Below are 24,997 nucleotides of genomic sequence, written 5' to 3' on the forward strand. Positions count from 1 at the left end.
GTTAGCGAGGCTGCGACAGGGGCCGCAGGACCCTCTGCTGTCTTCAGGATCGCAGCGTTTGCTGCGTCGGTCTGCCGCCCAAGCCTTTCGCAGCCTGCGGCAGCGGCTACAGGGTGCACAAAAAAGGCGCCCGAAGGCGCCAAGGATTCACCCCAACCGAGGGAGCCGGGTGAAGCCGTTCGCAGGAGTGTCGCGGTGGTAAGGCGCGACATGAACGGAAAAAGGGCAGCCGTGCCCGCCCGCGGCGGGCACCTTGGATCATTTACCCAGCTTGATCCTGGTCCAGCCGCGGTTCATCACGCGCTGGATGGCAATCGGCTGATCCGGCACCGCGTACAGGGTGGCCAGTACCTCTTGTGGCGGGTAGGACGCCGGGTCGTTGCGGATCGCTTCGTCCACCAGTGGTGTGGCCGCCGCGTTGGCGTTGCTGTAGCCGAGGCTGTTGGTGACCTCGGCGATGATGTCCGCGCGCATCAGGAAGTTCATGAACAGGTAGGCGTTGTCGACGTTGGTGGCGTCCTTGGGAATGGCCATCATGTCGTAGAAGCTGCCGGCGCCTTCCTTGGGAATGCTGAACGCGACCTTCTCCTTGTTGCCGGCCTCTTCGGCGCGGGAACGGGCCTGCAGCACGTCGCCGGAGTAACCCACGGCCACGCAGATGTTGCCGTTGGCCAGGTCCGAGATGTACTTGGAGGAATGGAAGTAGGTCACCGAAGGCCGGATCTTCATGAACAGTTCCTGGGCTTCGAGGATCTGCGCCTTGTCCTTGCTGGTCACCGGGTAGCCCAGGTAGTGCAGGGCGGCGGGGAGCATCTCGGTGGGCGAGTCGAGGAAGCTGATGCCGCAGGCCTTGAGTTTCTCGGCGTTCTCCGGCTTGAACAGCAGGTCCCAGGAGTTGATCGGGGCATCAGTGCCCAGGGCCGCCTTGACCTTGTCCGGGTTGTAGCCGATGCCGATCGAGCCCCACATGTAGGGGAAGGCGTGGGCATTGCCCGGGTCGCTGGCGGAGGCGTTTTTCAGCAGTACCGGGTTGAGGTTTTTCCAGTTGGACAGTTTGGACTTGTCCAGTTCCTGGTAGACCCCGGCCTTGATCTGCTTGGCCAGGAAGCTGTTGGACGGCACCACGATGTCGTAGCCGGACTTGCCGGTGAGCAGGCGCGCTTCCAGGGTTTCGTTGCTGTCGAAGACGTCGTAGGTGACGTGGATACCGGTTTCGGCCTCGAACTTTTTCAGGGTGTCCGGGGCGATGTAGTCCGACCAGTTGTAAACGCGCAGCACCTTATCGTTGGCTTGAGCGCCGGTCACCATCGCGCCCATCAAGGACAGTGAGAGCAGGGTTTTGGCGAACAGTGTCCTGCCAAGCATTTTCATCACTACAACTCCATTTCTTATTGTGCAGATTGCTGCGTGTGCAAGGTGGATATTGGGGGAGCTTTTTACCCGCTTCACCAGCCAGCGGGCACCTACGGATAACATCAACCTGTAGGCGTCGGCGGGCTGGCGAAGCGGTCACGGTCAGGCCGTCGCCGGCGCGGGTACCGCAGGTTTTTTCGCCGCCGGTGGCTGCCAGGATTCGTTGGCGGTGAAGTCCATGGCTTCCTGGATCGCCCGCTTGCGGGCGGCTTCGGCACGACGGCCGAAGTACCAGACCAGGAAGGTCACCAGGGACACCGTCAGCAGGATCAGGCTGGCCACGGCGTTGATCTCGGGTTTGACCCCCAGGCGCACCGCCGAGAACACTTCCATCGGCAAGGTGGTGGAACCCGGGCCGGAAACGAAGCTGGCCAGCACCAGGTCATCCAGGGACAGGGCAAAGGACATCATGCCGCCGGCCGCCAGTGACGGCGCGATCATCGGGATGGTGATCAGGAAGAACACCTTGAACGGTCGCGCTCCCAGGTCCATGGCCGCTTCTTCGATGGACAGGTCCAGCTCCCGCAGCCGCGCGGAGACTACCACGGCCACGTAGGCGGCGCAGAATGTGGTGTGGGCGATCCAGATGGTGACGATGCCGCGTTCCATGGGCCAGCCGATCAATTGCGCCATGGCCACGAACAGCAGCAACAGCGATAGGCCGGTGATCACCTCGGGCATCACCAGCGGCGCGGTGACCAGGCCGCCGAACAGGGTGCGGCCCTTGAAGCGGGTGACTCGGGTCAGCACGAAGGCCGCTAGGGTGCCCAGGGCCACCGCCGCCACGGCGGTGTACAGGGCGATTTCCAGGGAGCGCATCACCGAGCCCATCAGTTGCTGGTTGTCCAGCAGGCCGACGTACCACTTGATCGACCAGCCGCCCCAGACCGTCACCAGCTTGGAGGCGTTGAACGAGTAGATCACCAGGATCAGCATCGGCAGGTAGATGAACAGCAGGCCCAGCACCAGCATCAGTTTGGAAAATTCGAAGCGTTTCATGCCCGTGCCTCCATCTCTTTGGCCTGGCTGCGGTTGAACAGCAGGATCGGAATAATCAGGATCGCCAGCATCACCACCGCCAGGGCGGAGGCCACCGGCCAGTCACGGTTGTTGAAGAATTCCTGCCACAACACGCGGCCGATCATCAGGGTTTCCGGGCCGCCCAGGAGTTCCGGAATCACGAACTCGCCGACCACCGGGATGAACACCAGCATGCAACCGGCAATGATGCCGTTCTTGGCCAGGGGCACGGTGATCTTCCAGAAGTTGTTGAAGTTGCTCGAACCCAGGTCGGATGCGGCTTCCAGCAGGCTCTGGTCATGCTTGACCAGGTTGGCGTACAGCGGCAGCACCATGAACGGCAGGTAGGCGTAGACCACGCCGATGTACACGGCGATGTTGGTGTTGAGGATTTCCAGCGGCTGGCTGATCAGCCCGGTCCACAGCAGGAAGCTGTTGAGCAGGCCGTTGTTGCTGAGGATGCCCATCCAGGCGTAGACGCGGATCAGGATCGCGGTCCAGGTCGGCATCATGATCAGCAGCAGCAAGACGTTCTGCGCTTCCTTGCTGGCCTTGGAGATGGCGTAGGCCATGGGAAAACCCACCACCAGGCACATCAGGGTGCTCAGCAGCGCCACCTTCAGCGAGCCCAGGTAGGCCGAGAGGTACAGCTCGTCGCCGGCCAGCATGGCGTAGTTGCCGAGGTTCAGCAGCAGCTGGAATTTCTGCTCGGCGTAACTGTAGATCTCCGAGTAGGGCGGGATCGCCAGGGCCGCTTCCGAGAAGCTGATCTTCATCACCAAAAAGAACGGCAGCATGAAGAACAGGCACAGCCAGAGAAAAGGAATGCCGATCACCAGCTTGCGCCCACTGGGCAGCATACGGAACAACTTCTGATTGAACGTGCTCATGGTCGCAGTCCTCATGCTCGCAGCACCACGCCGCTGTCGTCTTCCCACCAGACGTAGACCTGGTCGTCCCAGGTCGGCCGCGCGCCACGGCGCTCGGCGTTGGCCATGAACGACTGGACGATCTTGCCGCCGGGCAGCTCGACGTAGAACACCGAGTGGCCGCCCAGGTAGGCGATGTCGTGCACCTTGCCTTTGGACCAGTTGTAGCGGGCGTCGGGCTTGAGGGTGGTGACCAGCATCTTTTCCGGGCGGATGGCGTAGGTCACCGACTTGTCCTGCACCGAGGTGCTGACCCCGTGGCCGACGTAGATCTGTTGCTCAAGGTCCGGGCAGTCGATGATGGCGTAGCCTTCCAGGTCTTCGGTGACGGTGCCGTCGAAGGCGTTGACGTTGCCGATGAATTCGCACACCAGGCGGCTCACCGGCGCCTCGTAGATGTCCACCGGGCTGCCGGTCTGGGCGATCCAGCCCAGGTGCATGATGGCGATGCGCTGGGCCATGGTCATGGCCTCTTCCTGGTCGTGGGTCACCATCACGCAGGTCACGCCCACGCGTTCGATGATTTCCACCAGTTCCAGCTGCATCTGCGAGCGCAGCTTCTTGTCCAGGGCGCCCATGGGTTCGTCCAGCAAGAGCAGCTTGGGGCGCTTGGCCAGGGAGCGGGCCAGGGCCACGCGCTGGCGCTGGCCACCGGACAGCTGGTGCGGCTTGCGTCGGGCGTACTGGGTCATGTGCACCAGCTTGAGCATTTCCTCGACCCGGGCCTCGATCTCGGCGGGCGGCAGGCGGTCCTGCTTGAGGCCGAAGGCGATGTTCTGGGCCACGGTCATGTGCGGGAACAGGGCGTAGGACTGGAACATCATGTTGATCGGCCGCTCATAGGGCGGCATGTCGGTGATGTCCACGCCATCCAGCAGGATGCGGCCCTCGGTGGGGCGTTCGAAGCCGGCGAGCATGCGCAGCAGGGTGGATTTGCCGGAGCCGGAACCGCCCAGCAGGGCAAAAATCTCGCCCTGGTGGATCTCCAGGGACACATCGTCCACGGCCACGGTTTCATCGAACTTCTTGGTCACGCGGTCGATCTTGACCAGGACCTTCTGCGGGCTCGGGGTGCCTTCGAGGGCCTTGCGGTAAGTGCTGGAGGCGTTTGCCATGTGAAACTCCCAACAGGTGTCAGCAGCCTGGCCAATTCGGCCGGGCCTAAAGGTTGATTGCCAGCCCGCAGGGGGTGCGGGCTGATTCGGCGCTGCCTTCCTGGCGGCCTGACGCTATTTGTTGTTGTGGTCTTGCCGTTTGCTGCTCACGCCGGACGTCGGGCGCGCACAGGCGCGCTCGCCGCGGGGCAGGGCGTGGTGAATCTTGTTGAATGCCTGGAAGGCCGCCACAGCGGCCGGGGTTTGCCGGTTAGCGGCGTTGCGCGGCCCGTTGCCGGCAGGCGTCGCCAAAGGCCTGGAAGATTCGCAGGTAGGCCGGGTTCGACAGCACCTGCCATTCCGGGTGCCACTGCACGCCGAAGGCAAAGGCTGTGCTGTGTTCCACCGACAGCGCCTCGATCAGGCCATCCGGTGCCAGGGCCTCGACCCGCAGGCCGGGGGCCAGGCGGTCGACGCCCTGGCTGTGGATCGAGTTGACCTGGATCTCGCCGGCCAGGCCCATGGCCTCGAACACGCCGCCGGGCTGGATCGCCACCGGGTGCGCCGGGGCGTACTGCACTTCGATGCGCGGGTCGTCGGCTTCGCGGTGGTCCATGTAGCCCGGCAGTTCATGCACCTTCTGGTGCAGGCTGCCGCCGAAGGCCACGTTCATTTCCTGGAAGCCGCGGCAGATGCCGAGCACTGGCACGCCAGCGGTAATCGCCGCGCGCAGCAGGGGCAGGGTGGTGGCATCGCGTTGCGGGTCGTGGGCGGTGCCCGGTTCGCTGGGCGTGCCCTGGTAATGGAAGGGTTCGACATTGGATGGCGAGCCGGTAAACAGCAGCCCGTCCATGTTGTGCAGCAGATCGTCGATATCGATCAGATCCGCCAGGGAAGGAATGATCAGGGGCAGGCCCTCGGCCGCGACGCTGACAGCACGCAAGTACTTGTCGCCGCTGACGTGGTAGGGGTGCAGGCCGATCTCTTTGACGCACGCAGTAACGCCGATCAATGGCTTGAATGCCATTTTTATCACCTCGAAATTCACGCTGGAACGAGTTTTTCCAGAGCTTATCCTCGTTGATTTTAATTAACAACTTCCATGTAAAAAATTCTAAACGTTAATCGTCCGAAACCCGCAGCTGGCGCGGATTGCGCCGGTTATTTGTCTCTAGTGGAGCAAAATAATTGACGAAAAGCCGCTGTTGCTGGCTATTGACTCCGGTTTTTCTTTCGGGTTGACTGCTGGCGTGTCACAGCAGTGAACATAATAATTAACACAATAGGTGCATCATGTCGGTCCCCCCGCGTGCCATTCAACTCAATGAAGCCAATGCCTTCCTGAAAAAACACCCCGAGGTTCTCTACGTCGATCTGCTGATTGCAGACATGAACGGTGTGGTGCGCGGCAAGCGCATCGAGCGCACCGCGCTGCACAAGGTCTACGAGAAGGGCATCAACCTGCCAGCCTCGCTGTTTGCCCTGGATATCAACGGCTCCACGGTGGAAAGCACCGGCCTGGGCCTGGACATCGGCGACGCCGACCGCATCTGCTATCCGATCCCCGGCACCCTGAGTGTCGAGCCCTGGCAGAAGCGCCCCACCGCGCAACTGCTGATGACCATGCACGAGATTGAAGGCCAGCCATTCTTCGCCGACCCCCGCGAAGTGCTGCGCCAAGTCGTCACCAAGTTCGACGAGCTGGGGCTGACCATCTGTGCCGCCTTCGAGCTGGAGTTCTACCTGATAGACCAGGACAACGTGAACGGCCGTCCACAGTCGCCCCGTTCGCCGATTTCCGGCAAGCGTCCGCAGTCGACCCAGGTCTACCTGATCGACGATCTGGACGAATACGTCGACTGCCTGCAAGACATTCTCGAAGGCGCGAAAGAGCAGGGCATTCCGGCCGACGCCATCGTCAAGGAAAGCGCCCCGGCGCAGTTCGAAGTCAACCTGCACCACGTCAGCGACCCGATCAAAGCCTGCGACTACGCGGTGCTGCTCAAGCGCCTGGTGAAGAACATCGCCTACGACCATGAAATGGACACCACCTTCATGGCCAAGCCCTACCCGGGCCAGGCGGGCAACGGCCTGCACGTGCACATCTCGATTCTCGACAAGCAGGGCAACAACATCTTCGCCAGCGAAGACCCGGAAACCAACGAAGCCCTGCGTCACGCCATCGGCGGCGTGCTCGACACCCTGCCCGAGCAGATGGCCTTCCTGTGCCCCAACGTCAACTCCTACCGCCGCTTCGGCGCGCAGTTCTACGTGCCGAATTCGCCGACCTGGGGCATCGACAACCGCACCGTGGCCGTACGCGTACCCACCGGTTCTGCCGATGCGGTGCGCATCGAGCACCGGGTGGCCGGCGCCGACGCCAACCCTTACCTGCTGATGGCTTCGGTACTGGCGGGCATTCACCATGGCCTGACCAACAAGATCGACCCGGGCGCGCCGGTTGAAGGCAACTCCTACGAGCAGAACGAACAAAGCCTGCCCACCAACCTGCGGGACGCCCTGCGCGTACTGGACGACAGTGAAGTGATGGCCAAGTACATCGACCCGATGTACATCGACGTGTTCGTGGCCTGTAAGGAAAGCGAGTTGGCGGAGTTCGAAAACTCCATCTCCGACCTGGAATACAACTGGTACCTGCACACGGTCTGATGACCGTGTCACTTCCTGTCTTGAGTATTTGCCATGACTAAATCCCGCAGCGACTGGGAGCAGTACTTCCAGTCCCTCAGCCTCGAAGGCCGTGCCTTTATCGACGGCCAGTACTGCGCCGCCGCCAGCGGCGCCACCTTCGAATGCCTGAGCCCGGTGGACGGGCGCTTCCTGGCCAACGTTGCCAGCACCGATCAGGCCGATGCCGATCGTGCGGTGGCGGTGGCGCGCCAGGCGTTCAACAGTGGCGTCTGGTCGAGCAAGGCCCCGGCCGAGCGCAAGCGTATCCTGATTCGCTTCGCCGACCTGATCCTGGCGCATCAGGAAGAACTGGCGCTCCTGGAAACCCTGGACATGGGCAAGCCGATTGGCGACTCCATGAGCATCGACATTCCAGCCACGGCCAACGCCATCCGCTGGAACGCCGAAGCCATCGACAAGCTCTACGACGAAGTGGCGGCCACGCCCCACGACCAGCTGGGCCTGGTGACCCGGGAGCCGGCAGGCGTGGTGGCGGCCATCGTGCCGTGGAACTTCCCGCTGATCATGGCCAGCTGGAAGTTCGCCCCGGCCCTGGCGATGGGCAACTCGTTCATCCTCAAGCCGTCGGAGAAGTCGCCGCTGACCGCGATCCGCATCGCCCAGCTGGCCCTGGACGCCGGCATCCCCAAGGGCGTGTTCAACGTCCTGCCGGGCTACGGCCACACCGTCGGCAAGGCCCTGGCCCTGCACATGGACGTGGACGTGCTGGCCTTCACCGGCTCCACCGCCGTGGGCAAGCAACTGCTGGTGTACTCCGGCGAAAGCAACATGAAGCGGGTGTGGCTGGAGGCCGGCGGCAAGAGCCCCAACGTGGTGTTTGCCGACGCCCCGGACTTGCGCGCCGCGGCTGAAGCGGCGGCCGCGGCCATTGCCTTCAACCAGGGCGAAGTCTGCACCGCCGGCTCGCGCCTGCTGGTGCAGCGCTCGATCCGCGAGCGGTTCATCCCGCTGCTGGTGGAGGCCCTCAAGGGCTGGAAACCGGGCCATGCCCTCGACCCGCAAACCCGGGTTGGCGCGGTGGTGGACCAGCGCCAGCTGGACAACGTGCTGCGCTACATCGACATCGGCAAGGAGCAGGGCGGGCAACTGCTGGCCGGTGGCGTTCGTACCCTGGAAAACACTGGCGGCCTGTATGTCGAGCCGACGATCTTCGACGGCGTGACCAACGCCATGACCATCGCCCGGGAAGAGATCTTCGGCCCGGTGTTGTCGGTGATCAGCTTCGATACCGAAGAAGAAGCGCTGCAGATCGCCAACGACAGCATCTTCGGCCTGGCGGCCGGAGTCTGGACCGCCGACCTCAGCCGCGCCCACCGCTTCGCCCGTGGCCTGCGGGCCGGCAGCGTGTGGGTCAACCAGTACGACGGCGGCGACATGACCGCGCCGTTCGGCGGCTTCAAGCAGTCCGGCAACGGCCGCGACAAGTCGTTGCACGCCTTTGACAAATACACCGAGCTCAAAGCGACCTGGATCAAGCTCTAACTCTTATAACAACAGCGGCGGCGGGCCTGGGCCCGTACCCGCTGGGGAATTTCTCATGCAAACCTACGTGAACAGCTACTACGCCGCGACCCGCAACCAGACCACCGACTACCCGCAACTCGAAGAGAGTGTGGAGTGCGACGTCTGCGTGATCGGCGCCGGTTATACCGGTCTGTCCTCGGCCTTGTTCCTGGCGGAAGCGGGCTACAGCGTCACCGTGCTCGAAGCGGCCAAGGTCGGCTTCGGCGCCAGCGGGCGCAACGGCGGGCAACTGGTCAACTCCTACAGCCGCGACGTGGACGTGATCGAAGAACGCTACGGCGAAAAAAGCGCCGAAGTGCTCGGCAGCATGATCTTCGAAGGCGCCGACATCATTCGCCAGCGCATCCAGCACTACGACATCCAGTGCGACTACCGCCCCGGTGGCATCTTCGCCGCCCTGAACAACAAGCAGCTCAAGGGCCTGGCGGAACAGAAACGCAACTGGGAACGCCTGGGCAATCACAACCTGAAGCTGCTCGACAAGGCGCAGATCGACCGCGAAGTCGGCACCAGGAACTACATCGGCGGCCTGCTGGACATGCAGGGCGGCCACATCCATCCGCTGAACCTGGCCCTGGGCGAGGCCAGCGCCATCATCGGCCTGGGCGGCAAGATCTTCGAACAGTCGGCAGCGGTGGAAATCACCTACGGCGAACCCAACGTGGTGCGTACCGCCAAGGGCCTGGTGCGCGCCAAATACCTGCTGATCGCCGGCAACGCCTACCTGCAGCAAGACCTCGATCCACGAGTGACCCGCAAGAGCATGCCCTGCGGCTCGCAGATCGTGGTTACCGAGCCACTGCCCGAACAACTGGCCCGCAGCCTGATCGCCAACAACTACTGCGTGGAAGACTGCAATTACCTGCTGGACTACTTCCGCCTCACCGGCGACAACCGCCTGCTGTACGGCGGTGGCGTGGTCTACGGCGCCCGGGAACCGGACGACATCGACCAGTTGATCCGGCCGAAGATCCTCAAGACCTTCCCCCAGCTCAAGGACGTGAAGATCGACTACCGCTGGACCGGCAACTTCCTGCTGACCATGTCGCGCATGCCGCAATTTGGCCGGATCGAAAAGAACGCCTACTACATGCAGGGCTACAGCGGCCACGGCGTCACCTGTTCGCACCTGGCGGGCAAGCTGATTGCTGAAATGATCCGCGGCGACGCCGAACGCTTCAACGCCTTCGCCTCCCTGCCGCACATGCCGATGATTGGCGGCCGCACCTTCCAGGCCCCACTGACCGCCATGGGCGCCGCGTACTACGCCCTGCGCGACCGCTTCGGCATCTAAATGCACGTCACGGCTACAGCCCCCACTCTGTAGCCGCTGCCGCAGGCTGCGACGAGGTCCGCAGGACCTCCCAACGCTCCCCGACAGCACCCACATTTCCCCCGCGGCACCCCTCATCGCCAGCCTTTACAGCTTGCCTGTCAAACATGTTTAAATAGCCGCCTTTTCAGGCTCCAGGGCAGCCAAATCGCGATCCTCGCGACCCAACCGCCGCAAAAATACCCTTAAGTACTTCTCACATAAGGCTGTTATGGACACGGGCACCCGACTCAAACTCGTTCGCGAAAGCTACAAACTCTCCCAGCGCGAGCTGGCCCGTCGTAGCGGCGTCACCAATGCCACCATCTCCCTGATCGAACAGAACCGCGTCAGCCCCTCCGTCAGCTCCCTGAAAAAGCTGCTGGAAGGCATCCCCATGTCCCTGGCCGACTTCTTCACCTTCGACCAGCCCCCCCGGGAACACCAATACGTGTTCCGCGCCAACGAACAGCCCGACCTGGGTCGCGACGGCCTGCGCCTGTTGATGATCGGCGCCCCGGTGGCCAACCGGCAGATGCGCTTTCTGCGCGAGCAGTACGCCCCCGGCGCCAGCTCCGGCGAAGAAGCCATCGTGCACAGCGAAGGCGAGGAGTGCGGGCTGGTGACTCGCGGTACCGTGGAGTTGACCGTGGACGGGCAAGTCAGCGTGCTCAACCCGGGGGATGGCTATTACTTCCCCACCACCTTGCCCCACAGCTTTCGCAACATTGGCCAGGATGAGGCGGAAATCATCAGCGCCAACACCCCGGCGAACTTCTAAGGGGCCGGGTAACTGATCCGGCTCGACCTGCTGCAACCCTATCCAGCCTGCGCCTTGTGTCGCAGGCTTTGTTTTTTAGGTCGGTGACTGCCGTTGCCGCGCTTGCGGTCAGGGCCTGGAGCGGGCGCCGTTCAGACAAGGAAGACCCATGATCAAGGACAGACGACAAGCATTCCTCAGCGCTGCGCGCCTGGAGAACTTTTTCAGCAACTACCAGCACAGCGTGCAGTTCTTTGCCGAAAACACCTTTGAGGCCGACTCCGAAGCCCAGGAAAAGTCCCTCAGGGCCCGGCATTTCCAGAAATGGATCTTCAAGGAAATCCTCATCCGCTACACCGCCGGCCACAGCATCGACCTGCTGATTCCCTTGCTGGAAACCCTGGTGGACAGTTACGAACACCTGCAAAGACAACTGGCCGAGTACAACCAGATTCCGAACATCACCCCCTTGGCGATCGACGACTGGCTCGACCAGTACCAAGAGTGCGTCCAGGTGTTCAGCCTGTGCATCCTGCTGCACCGCACCGACCTGCTCCAACGCTTCGTGGCCCTGATCGACCCCGCGGGCTACGCCGGGGACGACACCCTCTACGAAGACCTGCTGTGCAAACTGCTGCCCGACCGATATGACGTCGATGACTGGTACCACGACGTCTACACACCGCTGATACAAGCCATCTACGCCGACGACCCGACCGAGGCCGGCGACCTTCTGCAGCAGTACTGTGACGACTGGTACCCCGCGTTCGAGCAAGCGCCCTGGCACGACAGCCACCTGCAAGGGGACGAGGGCAGCTATTGCGGGTATTGGGCGTTCGAGGCGGCGGCCATTGCCTTCCTTTATGGCATCGATGACAGCGGGGTCGAGCACAGGGTCTATCCCAAGGATCTGGTGGCCTATGCGAGGAATCTTCAGCCGAGCGATTCGAAGCATGTAGCGCCGGTGGTGGCGGGGCAGTCCTGCAGCAAGGCCGGTTATTGGTTTACCCCGGCGCAGCCGGAGTCGCGGCGCTGCTTTGCACAGGGGGAAGTGATGCCGGAGTTTGAGGGGGGAGCGGTCTGGTATTGGGTGGGGTAGGGGTGGGCTGCCATTCGTTGTAGCGTTTTCCAACCCTTGTTTCTGGTCGAATGCAGAAGGGGCTGCTATCGACTCAACGGCATCGTCCTTGAGTGGCAGTTTTCGGTCAGCAGTGGACTGCCCCTCGTCCGACGTACATGAGGTGCTTAATGAATAGCCGCTATTGCTTTTCTCATACCAGAGCAGCCCAAGACTTGCACACGGCACGTTTGCTGGTGGGTAAGCGACTGAGCGCGCTGATGCATGACCAGTACTATTTCAACGGGGAAAGGAGTCTGGGATATGTAGGCTCTATTGAATGGCATTTCGGCGGGCAAGAGGTGATATCCATGTACCTCTTGAGTGATGGTGAGAGTGTTGGGGCTGACATATACCCTATCAACACGCCTGTTTCCTTCGAGATAGAGCCTGGCGTGACCTGTGCCTGGAAAAGGGAAAACCTCCTTGCAGCGTTATCAGCGTCCCACCTTGAAGGCGAGAAAGTTCTCGAGGTCAAGGGCGTTCTCGATGCCCTCAATGGCCAGGTATCTCGGCTAGTCGGATTTAGGATCGAGTTTGAGTCCGGGGACTTCCTGATTTTTCTTAACCAGGGCGACGAGGCCGCCATGTTGGTCAATACGCTCCCGCCAGCATGCGTCGAAATTGAAACCAGCTTCGTGACCTTCTTTCAATGAAAGCTATGGGGTGAAAAGCTTTCTAGTGGTGGGCTGTTTTCGTCCAAAAGCGGACGCGGGCGCAAGGTCCTGTCAGATGAGTGCGCTGGATCTGTAGCTTCGCTATGAGCTCCGAAGGTATGTATGCAACCAGCTGCGATTCACTGAGGGGGAGTGGCTGTTCAGGTGATATTACCGTGCTACTATCGCCGGCTTTTTTACAGAGTCGGTATCTTTTGTGTCGCTACCAATCGTTAGAGTTCCCCTGCTTGTTCGTGCCTTGTTGCTAGTGCTGGCATGTGGTGTAACCACACCCGCATTTGCCATGCAGATATTCGTCAAGACCCTCACTGGCAAGACCATCACGTTGGACGTTGAAGCTAGTGACACGCTCGAGAATGTCAAAGCCAAGATTCAGGATAAAGAAGGCATTCCTCCCGACAAGCAGACGCTGAGGTTTGCCGGAAAAACCCTGGAGGATGGCCGAACTCTTTCGGATTACAACATTGCAAAAGACTCGACGCTTCACCTGGTGATGGTGCAGATCGTATTGCAGCCTAGTGGGCTGGATGGACTTGCCCGGCAGGCGAGCGACGTGTCAAAACTCGCAGTGAACTCCGCTGTTTTAGTACTGAGTGGAAACCACGGGCACCCCCTGGATTTTCGTGTTGCCTCCGGCAAGCAAAATTGCGCTTGGCTAGCCGGAGATTGGGGCGGGGATGACCTCGGCGGTGCCGGTAGCTCGGTTGGGGTTGCTGAGGTCGGAGGGTGCCAGCGTCTTACGGAAAGCGGCGCGCAACTGGGGCTTGCGGTGGGCAAAAGCCGTGTACGCGATAGCTCTGGAGGGGCGAATGCCATCAAAGAGCAAGGATCCTACCTGTTGGTGGAGTTCATCGCGCCAGTGACCGCGCTGTCTCCCGATCTTTGGTCGACTCTGACCGCGTATTACAACCATGGCGATGCTGACATTCGCCGTGGTTATTCGACACTTTCAGGGGATGAGGGCTCAAGCGCCACTCCAGGAGTCGATACCGTGGCGTTGCGTACCCGGTTGGACTGGGAAGCTCTCTGGCGCCCCATGGGCGTGGAGCTCTCACCCTATGCAGACTTGAACTATGTGCAAACGCGAGTTTCATCCTATGACGAGGCCGGTGAGGGGCAGCAGCCAGCACGCTGGGTGGCAATGAGTTGGACAGGTTCGTTCTGATACGGCCGCGATGAATCGTCACTTCTAGCCCCAAAACCTTTGCCATGAAGGAAAGCGGGACAGATTTTTTTCCTACTGCTGGAAATCCTTGACTGCGCTTCTGGCCCGCAGGACCTCTCACAGATCCGCTTTGCCATCGGCCTGTTGCTCGGTGATGGCTTCGATCTGTTGCGTACCCCGGGTGATAGAACCTTGAGGCAGGCTGATCCTGCCTGACCCCTGGTTGAGTAATGAAGCAACAAAAAAGGCGACGCAATGCGTCGCCTTTTTGCTTGAGCGGGATGCTTTCCAGCGATCGGCTCTGTGTCCGCTGTCCTGCCTGTGCTCCAGTGCTTTTTTCTAAAAGTTGAAGCGTTGGTCAAACACGGTCTGCTCACTCACCATCACACTGCATTGGCGGGCCACTTCAACCGGCATCACTTTGCCCAGCAACGGCGCCAGCGACTTGTAGAACACCTTGTCGCAGGCGTCGTCTTTGCTGAAGGCTTGGGCGTTACCGGCCGCGTCTTTTGTGATCTGGCAGCCTGCCACCAATTCGCTGGGCAATTCGTTCAATGGCACTGTTGTCGAGCCGGAGCCCTGCAACTCGATCAGCTCGTTGCATGTGCCCTTGGCCGGACCTTCCTTGATGGTTTTGGTAAAGGCGACGCGTTGGTAGTCAGTACCGGTGAACAGCACCTGGTCGTTAACAGTGACTCGGTATTGTGAGGGTTTGAAGGCGATTGTCTTGATGCAGAACTGCGTGGTGACCGGTTTCCCATTGACCTCAGCGGTGGCCGCTTTACAACCTGGGGTGGCCTGGGTGAAGGAGGTATCGGGCGAGCTGACACAACCGGCCAGTGATAGCAGACACACACCGAACAGCATTCTTTTCATGGGACTTCCTGTGCTCAAACACACCGCCTCCAGCAGGCGGCTCCGGACGCGGATCATACCAGCGACCTGTTGGCCAAAGGCGCAGAAAGGCAATGAGGCCCTTTAACTCGGCTACCGAACCCTATCTCGACAGCTGTCTGCTTCCGGCCCAGGCGGTGTGAAGAGCCCAGGTAAAAATCGAATCCCGCGTTTCTACATGAAAGCTGAACTGTAGTGGTCGCCCCAAGAGACACGGACAGATTTATTTCTCTAGCCTAAACGTCCGCTGAACGATTTAGCCAATCTGTTGCATCGACCGGTTGAATCCACAGCCAAAAGCAGACATTCACGGGAGACAGCTATCGACCCATAGCGGCCCTTAGCGAAAGGCAGCTACCGGCCAGAAGCGGACTTCGGCTTGGTCCGCCTCGAGGCCGCGAATCAGAACGCCAGGGCTTTACGCGCCCCTAGAGCTGCATTACTGCGAGCGCCCTGCGCAGGGGCTCGTCGGATATCTGGATAGGACCATGAAATGGCACGTCCATGTCCAAAACAAGGTAAACGGAAGCCGCAATGAGCAATGACGAGATGATGAACATTCCTATCACCATCGAATTACGGGGAGCGCGGTATCCAAAACTGGCGAAAATGAGCGTCAACCAGGCAGCAAGCATCCCAATAAGCGGACCAGGAATCGCGCCCTCTGACTGCTCTACGATCCTCCAGCGTTGCTCGATGAGCGAATGATACTGCTGACGAATATCCTGAAGCATCGTTTCATGGTAGCGGTCCGGGGGCTTTATAAGAGCCAAAGACTTGCCTATATCATCCAGGTGTTTAGCCGCCTCGCTGTTACGATGCTGCAGCGCCTCGTCTCCCCGATACGGGGTCTCGATAGCGCGCTCAAGATAGATGATCAGACGGTTTCGCGTGTCTTGTGCCGCATCGCCATAGCCCCTCAGTGTCCGATCAAAAATGATCATGCTGGTTGCATACCCATGGAAGTTTGCATCAATGGACTCGAAAGTGTTTTTGGCAGAATTGATCATCAAACCAAAGACCAGCGATGTCATAACCACAAAAATGTTGGCTACTAGACGAATTACGGAGTTGGTGTCTTCATCCCTGTGGTGGGATGCCAGCTTTGGGTACCACTGCATCATGAGAAGCGAGGCAGCAACGAGGCACCCAAAAATGGCCAGTGCGATCCAGAGAGAGTTCATACATCAGCCCTGATCAATTGGAGTCAAGTCTTGAAGGATAGACCGTGGGGGTTCTCTGCGAATTCTGCTCGGTAGATACTGCGGTTGCACTCCGGGAATGCCCCCCATATTGGTTTTAACGCCAGCGCTGATCATCGGTAGATACTGGTCGAGTTCTGCCAATCCTTAGAGGCAACAGATCACGACCGTCTGCTTATGGCCGTTTTTAACGATGAGCGTGTCTCTTTATGTGGGTAAGCGCTTCAATCAGTCGTTCTTGAATCCCGGCAGTCCCTGGGCTTTCCGCCATTCCTTCACTGTTTTAGTAACTCCCTCGGCGGAGTTATCCGCACCGAGTTCAGGGTGGAAAATCAGGTCGTAGCCATCTGGATGGCCTGCGAGTCTGCTGAACTTTTCAAGTAACTCACCCAGCTCATCGTCCGTCCCGCCCTTGTTGACGACCCGTATGTTTTTGACGAAGGAAATGAATTCGGCTTCGGTAAAATCAGAAGTATCTTCCATGTTGTGCCTATTTTTTCTTGTGAAGATTAATGTGATTTTGTGGGTTTTTAACCCTCAAGCTTTCTGCCGTCATGCTGGAAACTCCACCCGTAGCCGCTAAACCCGCAACGGTGCTGACTGCACCCTTGGCCACGGCCTGTCCGGCCATTGATCGGGCCACATGATAGGCCGCGGTCTTGGTTCTCGGTGCGGTATGTGCGCTCGAAAGCACGGGTATTGGGTGGTGCAGGGGTAGGGCGTCCTAGCCCTTGTCGCCATGCACCAATATCCGGCCGTCATACCCACAACTGATCCAGCGACCGGCGCGGGTGGGGAGCACATCGGTTGCAAAGTTGTCGTGTGAGCCGATGATCGCCCCCTGCCGTGAGGGCAGGTTCCAGCGTCTGACGAATCCATCCTCGCCGCAGGTCAGCAGTATGTGTCGCGCCTCGAAGCGCACGCGCCGGACCGGCCCGTCATGAGCGGCCAGGCAATCCAGGAGCGCCAGCCTCGGTTCGGTCGCTAGCAGGTGCACTGCGCCGTCAAGATCACCAGCGGCCAAGGTGACGCTGCCATCGGCGTCGATCCAGCTCGCCAGCGTCCTCAGGGGGCGGCCCAGATCCAGTACTTGTACGCAGTCCCGCTCCTGGGGTTGCCACAGCCTGACGGTTCCGTCCTCCGATGCGCTGGCGAAACCGCCGTCGCCCGTAGGTGCGATCGCCCAGACCCAGCAGGCGTGGGCCTGACGCCGGTCCGCGGCACCTGTCGCCAGGTTCCAGACTGTCAGGCGACCGTCAGCAGCCCCGGTCACGAAGCGGCCAGCGCCTAACCTTGCCGAGGACAGGACGGCCGAATCCGATGTGCCGACCAACCTTGACTTGCCGCTCGCCAAGGACCAATGCCGGATCGTACGGTCCCGCGAGTGAGAAACCAGCTCGCCAGGCGCCACTTCCACCAGACCCAGAATGGATTGTGTATGTCCGTCAAGCTGACCCAGGCAGCGGCCCTCGCGATCCCACAGCCGGATGGTTGCGTCACGCCCGGCGCTTGCCAAGCCCCTGTCGCCCAGGTCGGCAAGCGCCCATACGTACCCGTGGTGGCCCGGCTGGAAGGGACCGTCGACGTGCAAGGTATGCTGGGGCTCGTACATCAGGTCACTGCGCATGATGTATTTTTGGCCTGCGTCCACTAAGGCGCCGGCATGCCAGAGGGTGTGGTCGAATACGATCAGGCTGCCCTTTCGGGGGCGCAGCCTGAGCGTGGAATTCCGGTTCGACATGGCTGCGGACCGCCCCTCGAAGAACACGGTCTCTCCGCCGCTGAATGCATCGTCGTTAAGATAAATCATGAAGGTCAGGCGTGACTGCTGGCGCTGGCGATGGTGTACACCATCCTGATGGGCACGGAACTGGGTGCCGGGCCGGTAGCGGCAGAAGCGCAGCCGCTCATTGATGCCGACCAGACGCCACCCATCCTCATCGATCACCGTCCCCAGCCTCGGCATCCGCAAGGCGCAGTGCTTCAAACGCTCGAAGAGTCGACCAGCCAGAGCCGGGTCGTCTGTGACGATGCGGTCATTATCGCGGTACGAGGACGGGTAGTCAGACCCTGAGCTGGCGAACCCGCACTTCTGCGTGGCTTCTATCAACGCTTCGCACTCGCTGGCCGAAAGAAAGGCGTGGACCAGCACACAGCGTACCTGGTCACCCAGCGGTAGTTCGACCGAGGCCGACGGAGCAGTCGCCCCGGCCACCAGTTGTTCAGCGAAGGAATTCATCGTGATCTCCAAAGTTGGTCTGATAACCAATATTTGGAAAGCTAGGGTGCGACGGGGTCGATGTCAATGCTAAGCTGGTCGCGCAACCAACATTGGGAAGGTGACATGGCACGGCGCTCGAACACTGATGAAAGACGCGGCCAGATTGTGGCGGCACTCCAGGCCGTCATGGCCAAGGCCGGCTACGCAGGCGCAACCATAGCGGCCATCGCCCGGCACGCGGAGCTGGCGCCTGGCCTGGTGCACTACCACTTCAAGGACAAGCGCGAGATCTTGGTGGCACTGGTCGACTCACTGGCCGGCTACGCCCGTCAGCGCTACGAGGCCCGGGCCGCTGAGGCCCAGACGGCCGAGCAAAGGCTTCAAGCCTATATTGCAGCACACCTGGCCTACGGTTCGGACGCGCAGCCCGATGCGGTGGCGGCGTGGGTGATGATCGGCGAGCAATCGGCCCACGACCCAGACGTGCGTGAGGTCTATCAGGCTGTGCTAGCGGCGCAGATGAAGCTTCTCAAGGGCCTGCTCCGGCAGCGATTCGCCGAACGCGGACGCCGCGCCCGAGGGCTCGACGCGCTGGTGGCGGGCATTACATGCTTTATCCAGGGGGCGTTCACGCTGTCCACCACGGCGCGGCCACTGCTGCCGACGGCCTTCGCCGCACCGACGTTGATCGATTGGGTGGAGCGTTACATTGATACGCAGGAGGAGCGATGATCAAACCGCCAGAAGGGCACAGTCTCTTTCCGGTCGGCGCGCACGGCGCCCCTGAGGTGCCTGATGGTGTGGGTTTCGCCGCCTGGGCCCGCCTCTGGGCAGAGCTCGGCGCCGGCTGCCCGCCGCGAGAAACCTACGAAGAGCTCCTTCGACGCTACCGCGAGCCCCATCGTGCGTACCACAACTGCCAGCATTTGCAGGAATGCCTCCAGGTGCGCCGACTGATCAACGCAGCCTGCCATGCCCCCGCTGAAGTCGACCTTGCACTTTGGTTTCATGACGCCATATACGACCCCCTTCGCAGCGACAACGAGTTGCGCAGTGCGCAATGGCTGGACGAGGTGGCACGTGATAGCGGCCTGGTCGATGAAATCCGCCGCAGGCTTTACGGCCTGATCATGGTGACGCGACACGACGGCGCTCCAGCGTCGGCAGACGAGGCCGTGTTGGTGGACACGGATCTGGCGATCCTTGGGGCACCGACCGCACGGTTTGAAGCGTACGACCGCCAAGTCCGTCGCGAGTACCGATATGTGCCTCTGTTTGTGTACCGCCGAAAGCGGCGCCAGGTCCTGGAAGGCTTCCTGGCACGCGGGCACATCTATACGACTGCACCGTACTTCGATGCATTCGAACAGCAAGCCCGCGTCAATCTTGCCCGCGCCATCGAGCGTCTCGACTGAGAAACGGCCAACAGCGGAGGCGGGGCATTCGCCTTTTCAGGTGCCTGGTCACGCTGCAGTTCAACCCGTCACCGCAAACAGATGACGGGGCATCGCCGGCCAAAAAACCATGGTTACCGGTCACACAGGCTGCCGTTGCGCCCGTGATTTCGACCTAAGGCTTGGCCCGATCCCAGCGACATTCCGCCAATCGGTTCCGCCTCTGTTCTGTCGATGTCGCAGCCGGTCGTTATCCACTTCCGGCTGCTGCGTGGCTTTTCGTGCTGACTGTCAGCAACCGGAAGCTTTGAGCCCGGTGCCGATGGTGACCGCGTTGACCTGCACCTTTTCAAAGGCCTTCTGCGCCGCGGCGTCGTATTTCTGGTCGCAGTTGAAGCGAGTTTCCATCACGTAGTCTTCGCCTTCTGCTTTGCGCATCTGCGATTCCCATTGGTCGGCGGCGCTGAGCGCGGCATCCGAGACCAGCACCACCTCCAGCAGCACCTCTCTGAAACCTATGGCGCGGGGGCCTTCCCAGTGGGCGTAGACGGAAGGGTCGGCGGCGTTGCCGCACATGCTCAGGCAACTGGCGCTGTAGCTCAGGCCGCCACCGGACGATTCGGTGAACGCGCCTACGGTGAGCGGCTTGCCGGGAGCGGGGGCGAAGGTGTCGACGAACTGGGTCAGGTCGGCCTGGCATTTGGGCGTCAGCTCCATGCGCAGTTTGCTGACTGTGCCGCCTTCTATGGTGGCGGTGATGTTGCAGCCTTGGACTTTGAACTTGTGCTCATCGCCGAAGGACTCTCGAGGGATTCCGGCGACGGATTCAAAGTACCGCTGATTGGTGCCCAGCATGTCGCCGGTGAAGACTTCGGCCACGGAGGCAGCATGGGCAACGTCAACGGACAGGGCCAGTGTTGAGGCAAAAAGGCTAAGGATCAGCTTGTTCATGGGAGAGTCCTTTCAATCGGCGACCAGAGTCTTTGGTCATCTTCAAGTGGGTTGGGGGACGGGAGTTTAGCAGGCGTTGCTGCTGTGTTCTTTGGGCGGCTTGCTGATTTCTCTGTGTACCGGCCATGCAGAAAGAGTTGTGGCCTGGTGCATTTTCTCGAGGAAATACCGGGTATCCGGCAAGCCGCGACCCATCCGTTCAAGGTCACCGACCGCCAAAGCAATCAGGGCCCGCAAATAGCTCATTCGACAGAAGGCACCGAGGCTTTGCTGCCCAAGCGAATCAGCTCATTGGAGAAGCACAGACCGAGGATGATCAGTGCCGCGCCCGCATACAGGCTTTCACGGGGAACTTCATTGAGCGCCACAAACGCCAGCAGCGCGGCGAACAGTGGCTCGGTCAACTCCAGCGCTTGTACTTGGGATGGCTTGAGGTACTCGATGGCCTTGGTGGTGCAGAAGAAGCCCAGGATTGTCGGCAGTGTGGCCAGCGCCAGCAGGGCGGCGATCGCCAGTGGCGACAGTTCGCCCAGCGTGAAGCCGTCGGCCGCCGCCGGCATCAGCAGGTACAGGCCGCCGAAGAACAACAATTGGCGGGTGAAATGCAGTCCTCCCGACACCCCCATGCGCTTCATGGCAACCGAAAAGGCCCCATAGCCGCAGCCGGCCATGGAGGCAAGCGCCGCACCTTCCAGGGTAAAGCCCTGCTGCAGGTCGCCGCCGAATATCACCGAGATCCCGGCGATGGCCAGTGCAGCGCCAACGGTGGCATTCGCGGTGATGGGATCCCTGAGAAAAATGCGCCCCAGAATGATCGAGGAAATGGAGGCGCTGGCCATCAGAACCACCACCACACCTGCCGCCGCGTAGTGTCGATAGGCGGAGGTTTCGAAATGGAACAGCACAAAGATGCCAAGGAAGGCGCAGATAGCCGCCTGGACCCATTGGCTCGATTTCGCCGGGCGCTTGAGGAAAAACAGCAAGATCGACAGCAGCACGCAACCCAGTAGGGTCTTGATGACAGCGACACTACTCGCGGTGAAACCATTATTCATGAGGACTTTGCTGAGTACACCGATCGTTGCGTTCAGTGCCGCAGCACAGAGTGCAAACATGACGCCTTTGCTGAAAGTGGATTGCATCGATGACGATCCCTGTCGCTGAATGGTTGTTCGATAGAATGCCGCCCGCATCGACGGCGCACAGTTTGAGTGGACGAAGATCCCAGCCGTGATCGGGGCATAAGCTCGATCCCCCAGCTGGAGGTTGTCGAGCTTCTTGAAATGCCCGCAAGCAAGGCTGGAGAACGTGGCTGGATCAGGTGGACGTTCACTTCCGGGCAGCGCGGTAAAGTCCTGCCCAAGTGGATGGCCTAGGCAATGGGCTGTCCGGCAAACGAGCTCTCCACGCCGCAGGCGATTATGCACTGAGTACTCCCTCTACGGGATCCACATGCCCCGACAAGAGCCGAATGCAAGCACCCTGGTTGCGCTCGCCAGTTGATCAGCCCCCATCACTGAGCCGAGGAAAGCTCCTCCAGCCGGTGTCGCCCCGAAGGGACAGTCAGCCGGCCTGGCTCTTGGCGAGGCAATGAGCGTTGACGAAGGTTGCAGTGTGCTGCAACGACTGACGTATATCCGGTTTGGCTATGCCATGCCTGCTGGCAAATTGCTCGACGGCCGCGGTATCAAAACGAGTGGTCTGGATGAAGTCCAAGGCTTCGGGCTGGGTATTCATGAATCGCGCGACAGGAGGAATGCTCAGTAGCCACTTCAGCAGTCGGAGCGAAACGTGATGCTTGGGAGACTTCAAGCCCAAAGGTTGTGCCACCTGCACCAACATTTCTCGCAAGTTGGGCGTTTGCGCATCCAGCGCCAGCAGTTCCTGGCCCGCCATGGCCGGATCAAAAGCACTCGCCGTCATCAGCTCCACCAGGTAGTCCACGGTGACCAGTGGCAGCCAGTGCCTGGCGGTACCGGGCACGGCCGTGAGCTTTCCCTGCACCAGGTTGCGTATCAGCGCCACCAGCGGCTGGCCGTCGAGAATATGCCCCGTGCGGCTGTGGCCACACACTGTCGCGGGGTGGACAACGGTCAGCTCTCCGCCCTTGGCGGACATGGTCTCCAGGGTCACAAAATGCGCTTCCAGCTTACTCGCCTCGTAACCACCGACATGCCGGTAAAGCGCAGGCCAATCGGTCCGCTGCGGATGGTGAGGATCGATGCCGATGCGTCGCAGGTGTTCATGATTTTGCAGCATGTAGCCGCCGATCATCACCAACCGGCTGTTTTGCTCAGCCGCCAGCAGCGCCACGCGCTTGGCTCCTTCCACGTTCACCGCACGAGACTGTTCCAAGGTAAGCCCCCAGGCGAAGTGGGCACCCAGGTGGAAGACGACTCTGGCGTGCCTCAACGCTTCTCGGTCGGCAGGACTCAGCCCGAGCTGATCCCGTTCCAGATCGCCGGCCACGGCCAATACCCGGGAGGCGCAGCCGCCCAAATTGTCGACTTGCTCCCGCAGTGCCGCGAGTCGCTCCGGGCGACGCATCAACACCCGAACGGTGTGACCTTTTGCACTCAGGTGTGCCAGCAAATGTTGACCGATGAAGCCGGTACCCCCGGTGACAAAGCACTCCACGCTCATTTCCCTGTTCCTTGTTGAAGGTGAGAAACCAAGCGTAAACTATCGACCCAACTCTATGGTCAAGTGGTGTTTTCATGAAAATTGGTGAAATCGAGGCCCGCAGCGGCGCCAGCCGCCATACGCTGCGTTACTACGAGCAAATCGGCCTGATCTCACCGCAGCGACGAACGAACAACTATCGTGTTTACACCGCGCAAACACTGCAGGACCTGGACTTTATCCAGCGCGCGCAAAGCATGGGGTTTTCCCTGGGGGAAATAGGCGAGATTCTCGATGCGCAGCGCAACAAGCTGATCGACTGTGCCGAGGGCGCCAAGCTCATTGAAAAAAAGATGGCCGAAATCAAACAGAAAATCGCCAACTTCCAAAGCATCTATCGGTATCTGGACGAAGAGCGTGCCAAGCTCGAAGCCAGTGCTGCCGAGCAACTTGCGCTGCAGCGGTTGAACGACGCTTCCAGCTGAGCGGCCCGCATCCAGCCATCGGCGTAGCCCCGCAGCAGTGCGTCATGCGCGGTCGACAGCAACAGGCCTGCCGAACCAGCACCTTTCCTGTGTGCTCAAGCCGGAAGCGGAGGTCGTGCTGGTTACCACAGGGCTCTGGCCGTAGTGGAGACCTAAGGCTTGGCCCGATCCCATCGACACTCCGCCAACCGCTGCACATCGGTTCCGCTCTTTTCTCGCCTGTCGATGTCGCCGTCGGCGTTCAGGTAGATATGGGTATGGGGCCATTGCGGGGTGATGCTGATGCAGTGATTACGCCCCGTGTTCTTGCTCCACCAGGAAAATTCCATGAAGAACTCGTCGTCGGGGAAGAGCACGCCATGATCGGTTGCGCCGCCTCCGGGAAGCATTCCTCCTTTATCAATCCGATCCTGGACATTCCAGATGTACCTGAGCTCATCCCGGCCGGCTTGGGAGTAGTGAACATTCACCCTTGGCAACGCGAAGTCCCAATGCGTGACCAGCCCAAACAGCAGCGGTATCCAGAGCAGCTTTACGTACCATGGCCGGCGCGTGCCTGCATGGAGGGGCCAGAGTTTCATCTCCATCCTTTGGGCGTATTTTTTTGGGGGGGCGTGGGTTGAGAGTAGAGACGGCAGTGTCGCAGCCGGTCGTTGTCCACTTCCGGCTGCTGGGCTGAATCGCCCTTAGCAATATTACGAAAAAATACAACGTTAAGACAGTCGATGAGTTGAAGGCTCTAACTAAAGGTGGCAGATCAACGACGCACAGGAATGATGGCGTTTTGAAGCATTCTGTAAGTCATGTAAACAAGTTATGAGTAGGCTAGAAATGGAAGATGGAGCCACACAATGATTGATAGTATAGAAGTTAAAGAGTTTGATGATCTGGAGGGGCAGTTGCTTGATGCGAATGTTTCTTATGGCGAGGTGACGCGTGAGTACGCTAGTTATCTAATGGGTCTTATCCAAAGAGGTGAATTAAAAACTATTGCTGCCAGCAAGTTGGAAAAGTTGGTGCCGTTCTTGAAAGAGGCCATCTTGCGCGAGCGTATCGAAAGTGATGAGGTACTTCGAAAGAAGCTCACTGTCGATCTCTGGAAAATGGAGCAGCAAAGTCGCAAGGAAGATGAAGATTTTGCAAATTTCATCCGAGGTGTGCTCTATTGCTATGGTACAGAGGAGGTTTGGGAAGAGGAGGGCGATGGTCCAACGCCTATCTATCTTTACTTTTTGATCCTGAAAAAAATATTGCCGGGTCTGAGGAAAGATTTTATTAGTAGTTTTAATCGATTCCTTGGAGGGCGCAGCTAAGCCATTCTCTGTTTTTTTGTCGGGCTCAGATAATAATGGCTGGAGAGAATCTCTCCAGCATTACTTAGGCCAGAACTACAAAGATAGTGCAATCGGTTCATAAGAAATTTTAATCGCAAGGCTCAAAACACAACCCCGGACTAATACACAATGCAGGTTGGACAATAGTGGGGGCGGCTTATGTTCTTGAGG

24 protein-coding genes are annotated in these 24,997 nt (G+C 60.1%); 11 read left to right on the top strand and 13 right to left on the bottom strand.

Annotation, left to right across the window (positions count from 1 at the left end; translation table 11 throughout):
• Positions 1–258 precede the first annotated feature (258 nt).
• The 5 genes from DWF74_RS27545 to DWF74_RS27565 form a co-directional block, all read right to left on the bottom strand.
• Positions 259–1,365 (bottom strand): polyamine ABC transporter substrate-binding protein, encoded by a 1,107-nt coding sequence (locus DWF74_RS27545; RefSeq protein ID WP_240322082.1) that lies wholly within the window; start codon positions 1,363–1,365, stop codon positions 259–261.
• 150 nt (positions 1,366–1,515) lie between these two features.
• A complete protein-coding gene (locus DWF74_RS27550; RefSeq protein ID WP_115582125.1) occupies positions 1,516–2,412 on the bottom strand; it encodes an ABC transporter permease subunit in 897 nt (298 codons plus the stop codon).
• On the bottom strand, positions 2,409–3,290 hold the full coding sequence (locus tag DWF74_RS27555; protein ID WP_162884176.1) for an ABC transporter permease subunit: 882 nt from the start codon (positions 3,288–3,290) through the stop codon (positions 2,409–2,411). The genes DWF74_RS27550 and DWF74_RS27555 overlap by 4 nt, the downstream gene beginning before the upstream one ends.
• Before the next feature lie 44 nt (positions 3,291–3,334).
• Positions 3,335–4,477 carry a polyamine ABC transporter ATP-binding protein gene (gene potA, locus DWF74_RS27560; protein WP_060838662.1) on the bottom strand — a complete coding sequence of 381 codons (1,143 nt, stop codon included), beginning with the start codon at positions 4,475–4,477 and terminating at the stop codon, positions 3,335–3,337.
• Between the two features lie 250 nt (positions 4,478–4,727).
• Positions 4,728–5,483, bottom strand: coding sequence for a gamma-glutamyl-gamma-aminobutyrate hydrolase family protein (locus DWF74_RS27565; RefSeq protein ID WP_115582127.1), 756 nt, complete (start codon positions 5,481–5,483; stop codon positions 4,728–4,730).
• Between the two features lie 266 nt (positions 5,484–5,749).
• Between DWF74_RS27565 and DWF74_RS27570 the strand changes: the two genes are divergently transcribed.
• From DWF74_RS27570 to DWF74_RS30520, 7 genes are all read left to right on the top strand, one after another.
• Positions 5,750–7,126, top strand: a complete 1,377-nt coding sequence (locus DWF74_RS27570; protein ID WP_102864203.1) for a glutamine synthetase family protein — start codon at positions 5,750–5,752, stop codon at positions 7,124–7,126.
• A 33-nt stretch (positions 7,127–7,159) separates the two neighbouring features.
• Positions 7,160–8,650: an aldehyde dehydrogenase gene (locus DWF74_RS27575; RefSeq protein WP_115582128.1), complete on the top strand. Its 1,491-nt coding sequence runs from the start codon at positions 7,160–7,162 to the stop codon at positions 8,648–8,650.
• A 55-nt stretch (positions 8,651–8,705) separates the two neighbouring features.
• Positions 8,706–9,986, top strand: a complete 1,281-nt coding sequence (locus DWF74_RS27580; protein WP_115582129.1) for an NAD(P)/FAD-dependent oxidoreductase — start codon at positions 8,706–8,708, stop codon at positions 9,984–9,986.
• Positions 9,987–10,236: 250 nt separating this feature from the next.
• Entirely contained in the window at positions 10,237–10,785 is a 549-nt protein-coding gene (locus DWF74_RS27585; RefSeq protein ID WP_015635120.1) for a cupin domain-containing protein, read from the top strand.
• Positions 10,786–10,933: 148 nt separating this feature from the next.
• Positions 10,934–11,863 carry a PoNe immunity protein domain-containing protein gene (locus DWF74_RS27590; RefSeq protein ID WP_115582130.1) on the top strand — a complete coding sequence of 310 codons (930 nt, stop codon included), beginning with the start codon at positions 10,934–10,936 and terminating at the stop codon, positions 11,861–11,863.
• Positions 11,864–12,012: 149 nt separating this feature from the next.
• Positions 12,013–12,537, top strand: a complete 525-nt coding sequence (locus DWF74_RS27595; RefSeq protein WP_115582131.1) for a hypothetical protein — start codon at positions 12,013–12,015, stop codon at positions 12,535–12,537.
• A 304-nt stretch (positions 12,538–12,841) separates the two neighbouring features.
• Entirely contained in the window at positions 12,842–13,723 is an 882-nt protein-coding gene (locus DWF74_RS30520; protein ID WP_162884131.1) for a ubiquitin-like protein, read from the top strand.
• A 339-nt stretch (positions 13,724–14,062) separates the two neighbouring features.
• On the opposite strand, the gene DWF74_RS27605 is transcribed toward DWF74_RS30520, so the two are convergent.
• The 4 genes from DWF74_RS27605 to DWF74_RS27625 form a co-directional block, all read right to left on the bottom strand.
• Positions 14,063–14,599 carry a hypothetical protein gene (locus DWF74_RS27605; RefSeq protein ID WP_162884132.1) on the bottom strand — a complete coding sequence of 179 codons (537 nt, stop codon included), beginning with the start codon at positions 14,597–14,599 and terminating at the stop codon, positions 14,063–14,065.
• 446 nt (positions 14,600–15,045) lie between these two features.
• A complete protein-coding gene (locus DWF74_RS27610) occupies positions 15,046–15,801 on the bottom strand; it encodes a DUF4239 domain-containing protein (RefSeq protein WP_102864209.1) in 756 nt (251 codons plus the stop codon).
• A gap of 246 nt (positions 15,802–16,047) precedes the next feature.
• A complete protein-coding gene (locus DWF74_RS27615) occupies positions 16,048–16,302 on the bottom strand; it encodes a bacteriocin immunity protein (protein WP_102864210.1) in 255 nt (84 codons plus the stop codon).
• A 241-nt stretch (positions 16,303–16,543) separates the two neighbouring features.
• Positions 16,544–18,058 carry a 2OG-Fe(II) oxygenase gene (locus DWF74_RS27625; RefSeq protein WP_115582133.1) on the bottom strand — a complete coding sequence of 505 codons (1,515 nt, stop codon included), beginning with the start codon at positions 18,056–18,058 and terminating at the stop codon, positions 16,544–16,546.
• A gap of 105 nt (positions 18,059–18,163) precedes the next feature.
• Between DWF74_RS27625 and DWF74_RS27630 the strand changes: the two genes are divergently transcribed.
• Both DWF74_RS27630 and DWF74_RS27635 read left to right on the top strand, forming a co-directional pair.
• The gene (locus tag DWF74_RS27630; RefSeq protein ID WP_110652970.1) at positions 18,164–18,772 is read left to right on the top strand and encodes a TetR family transcriptional regulator; all 609 of its coding nucleotides are present in this window, start codon (positions 18,164–18,166) and stop codon (positions 18,770–18,772) included.
• The gene (locus DWF74_RS27635) at positions 18,769–19,455 is read left to right on the top strand and encodes an HD domain-containing protein (protein WP_115582134.1); all 687 of its coding nucleotides are present in this window, start codon (positions 18,769–18,771) and stop codon (positions 19,453–19,455) included. The genes DWF74_RS27630 and DWF74_RS27635 overlap by 4 nt, the downstream gene beginning before the upstream one ends.
• 270 nt (positions 19,456–19,725) lie before the next feature.
• Here the strand turns inward: DWF74_RS27635 and DWF74_RS27640 are convergent, their stop codons facing one another.
• From DWF74_RS27640 to DWF74_RS27650, 3 genes are all read right to left on the bottom strand, one after another.
• A complete protein-coding gene (locus tag DWF74_RS27640) occupies positions 19,726–20,385 on the bottom strand; it encodes a hypothetical protein (RefSeq protein ID WP_115582135.1) in 660 nt (219 codons plus the stop codon).
• Positions 20,386–20,627: 242 nt separating this feature from the next.
• A complete protein-coding gene (locus tag DWF74_RS27645) occupies positions 20,628–21,527 on the bottom strand; it encodes a DMT family transporter (RefSeq protein WP_102864215.1) in 900 nt (299 codons plus the stop codon).
• Between the two features lie 421 nt (positions 21,528–21,948).
• Positions 21,949–23,028 (bottom strand): SDR family oxidoreductase, encoded by a 1,080-nt coding sequence (locus DWF74_RS27650; RefSeq protein WP_115582136.1) that lies wholly within the window; start codon positions 23,026–23,028, stop codon positions 21,949–21,951.
• A gap of 74 nt (positions 23,029–23,102) precedes the next feature.
• Here DWF74_RS27650 and DWF74_RS27655 point away from each other — a divergent pair, with 74 nt between their 5' ends.
• Complete coding sequence (locus DWF74_RS27655) at positions 23,103–23,492, top strand: MerR family transcriptional regulator (protein ID WP_102864217.1); 390 nt, start codon at positions 23,103–23,105, stop codon at positions 23,490–23,492.
• Positions 23,493–23,644: 152 nt separating this feature from the next.
• On the opposite strand, the gene DWF74_RS27660 is transcribed toward DWF74_RS27655, so the two are convergent.
• Complete coding sequence (locus DWF74_RS27660; protein ID WP_082729224.1) at positions 23,645–24,073, bottom strand: hypothetical protein; 429 nt, start codon at positions 24,071–24,073, stop codon at positions 23,645–23,647.
• A 270-nt stretch (positions 24,074–24,343) separates the two neighbouring features.
• Here DWF74_RS27660 and DWF74_RS27665 point away from each other — a divergent pair, with 270 nt between their 5' ends.
• Positions 24,344–24,805: a hypothetical protein gene (locus DWF74_RS27665; RefSeq protein ID WP_115582137.1), complete on the top strand. Its 462-nt coding sequence runs from the start codon at positions 24,344–24,346 to the stop codon at positions 24,803–24,805.
• Positions 24,806–24,997 lie beyond the last annotated feature (192 nt).

The organism is Pseudomonas protegens (assembly GCF_003363755.1).
GTDB lineage: Bacteria > Pseudomonadota > Gammaproteobacteria > Pseudomonadales > Pseudomonadaceae > Aquipseudomonas > Aquipseudomonas danubii.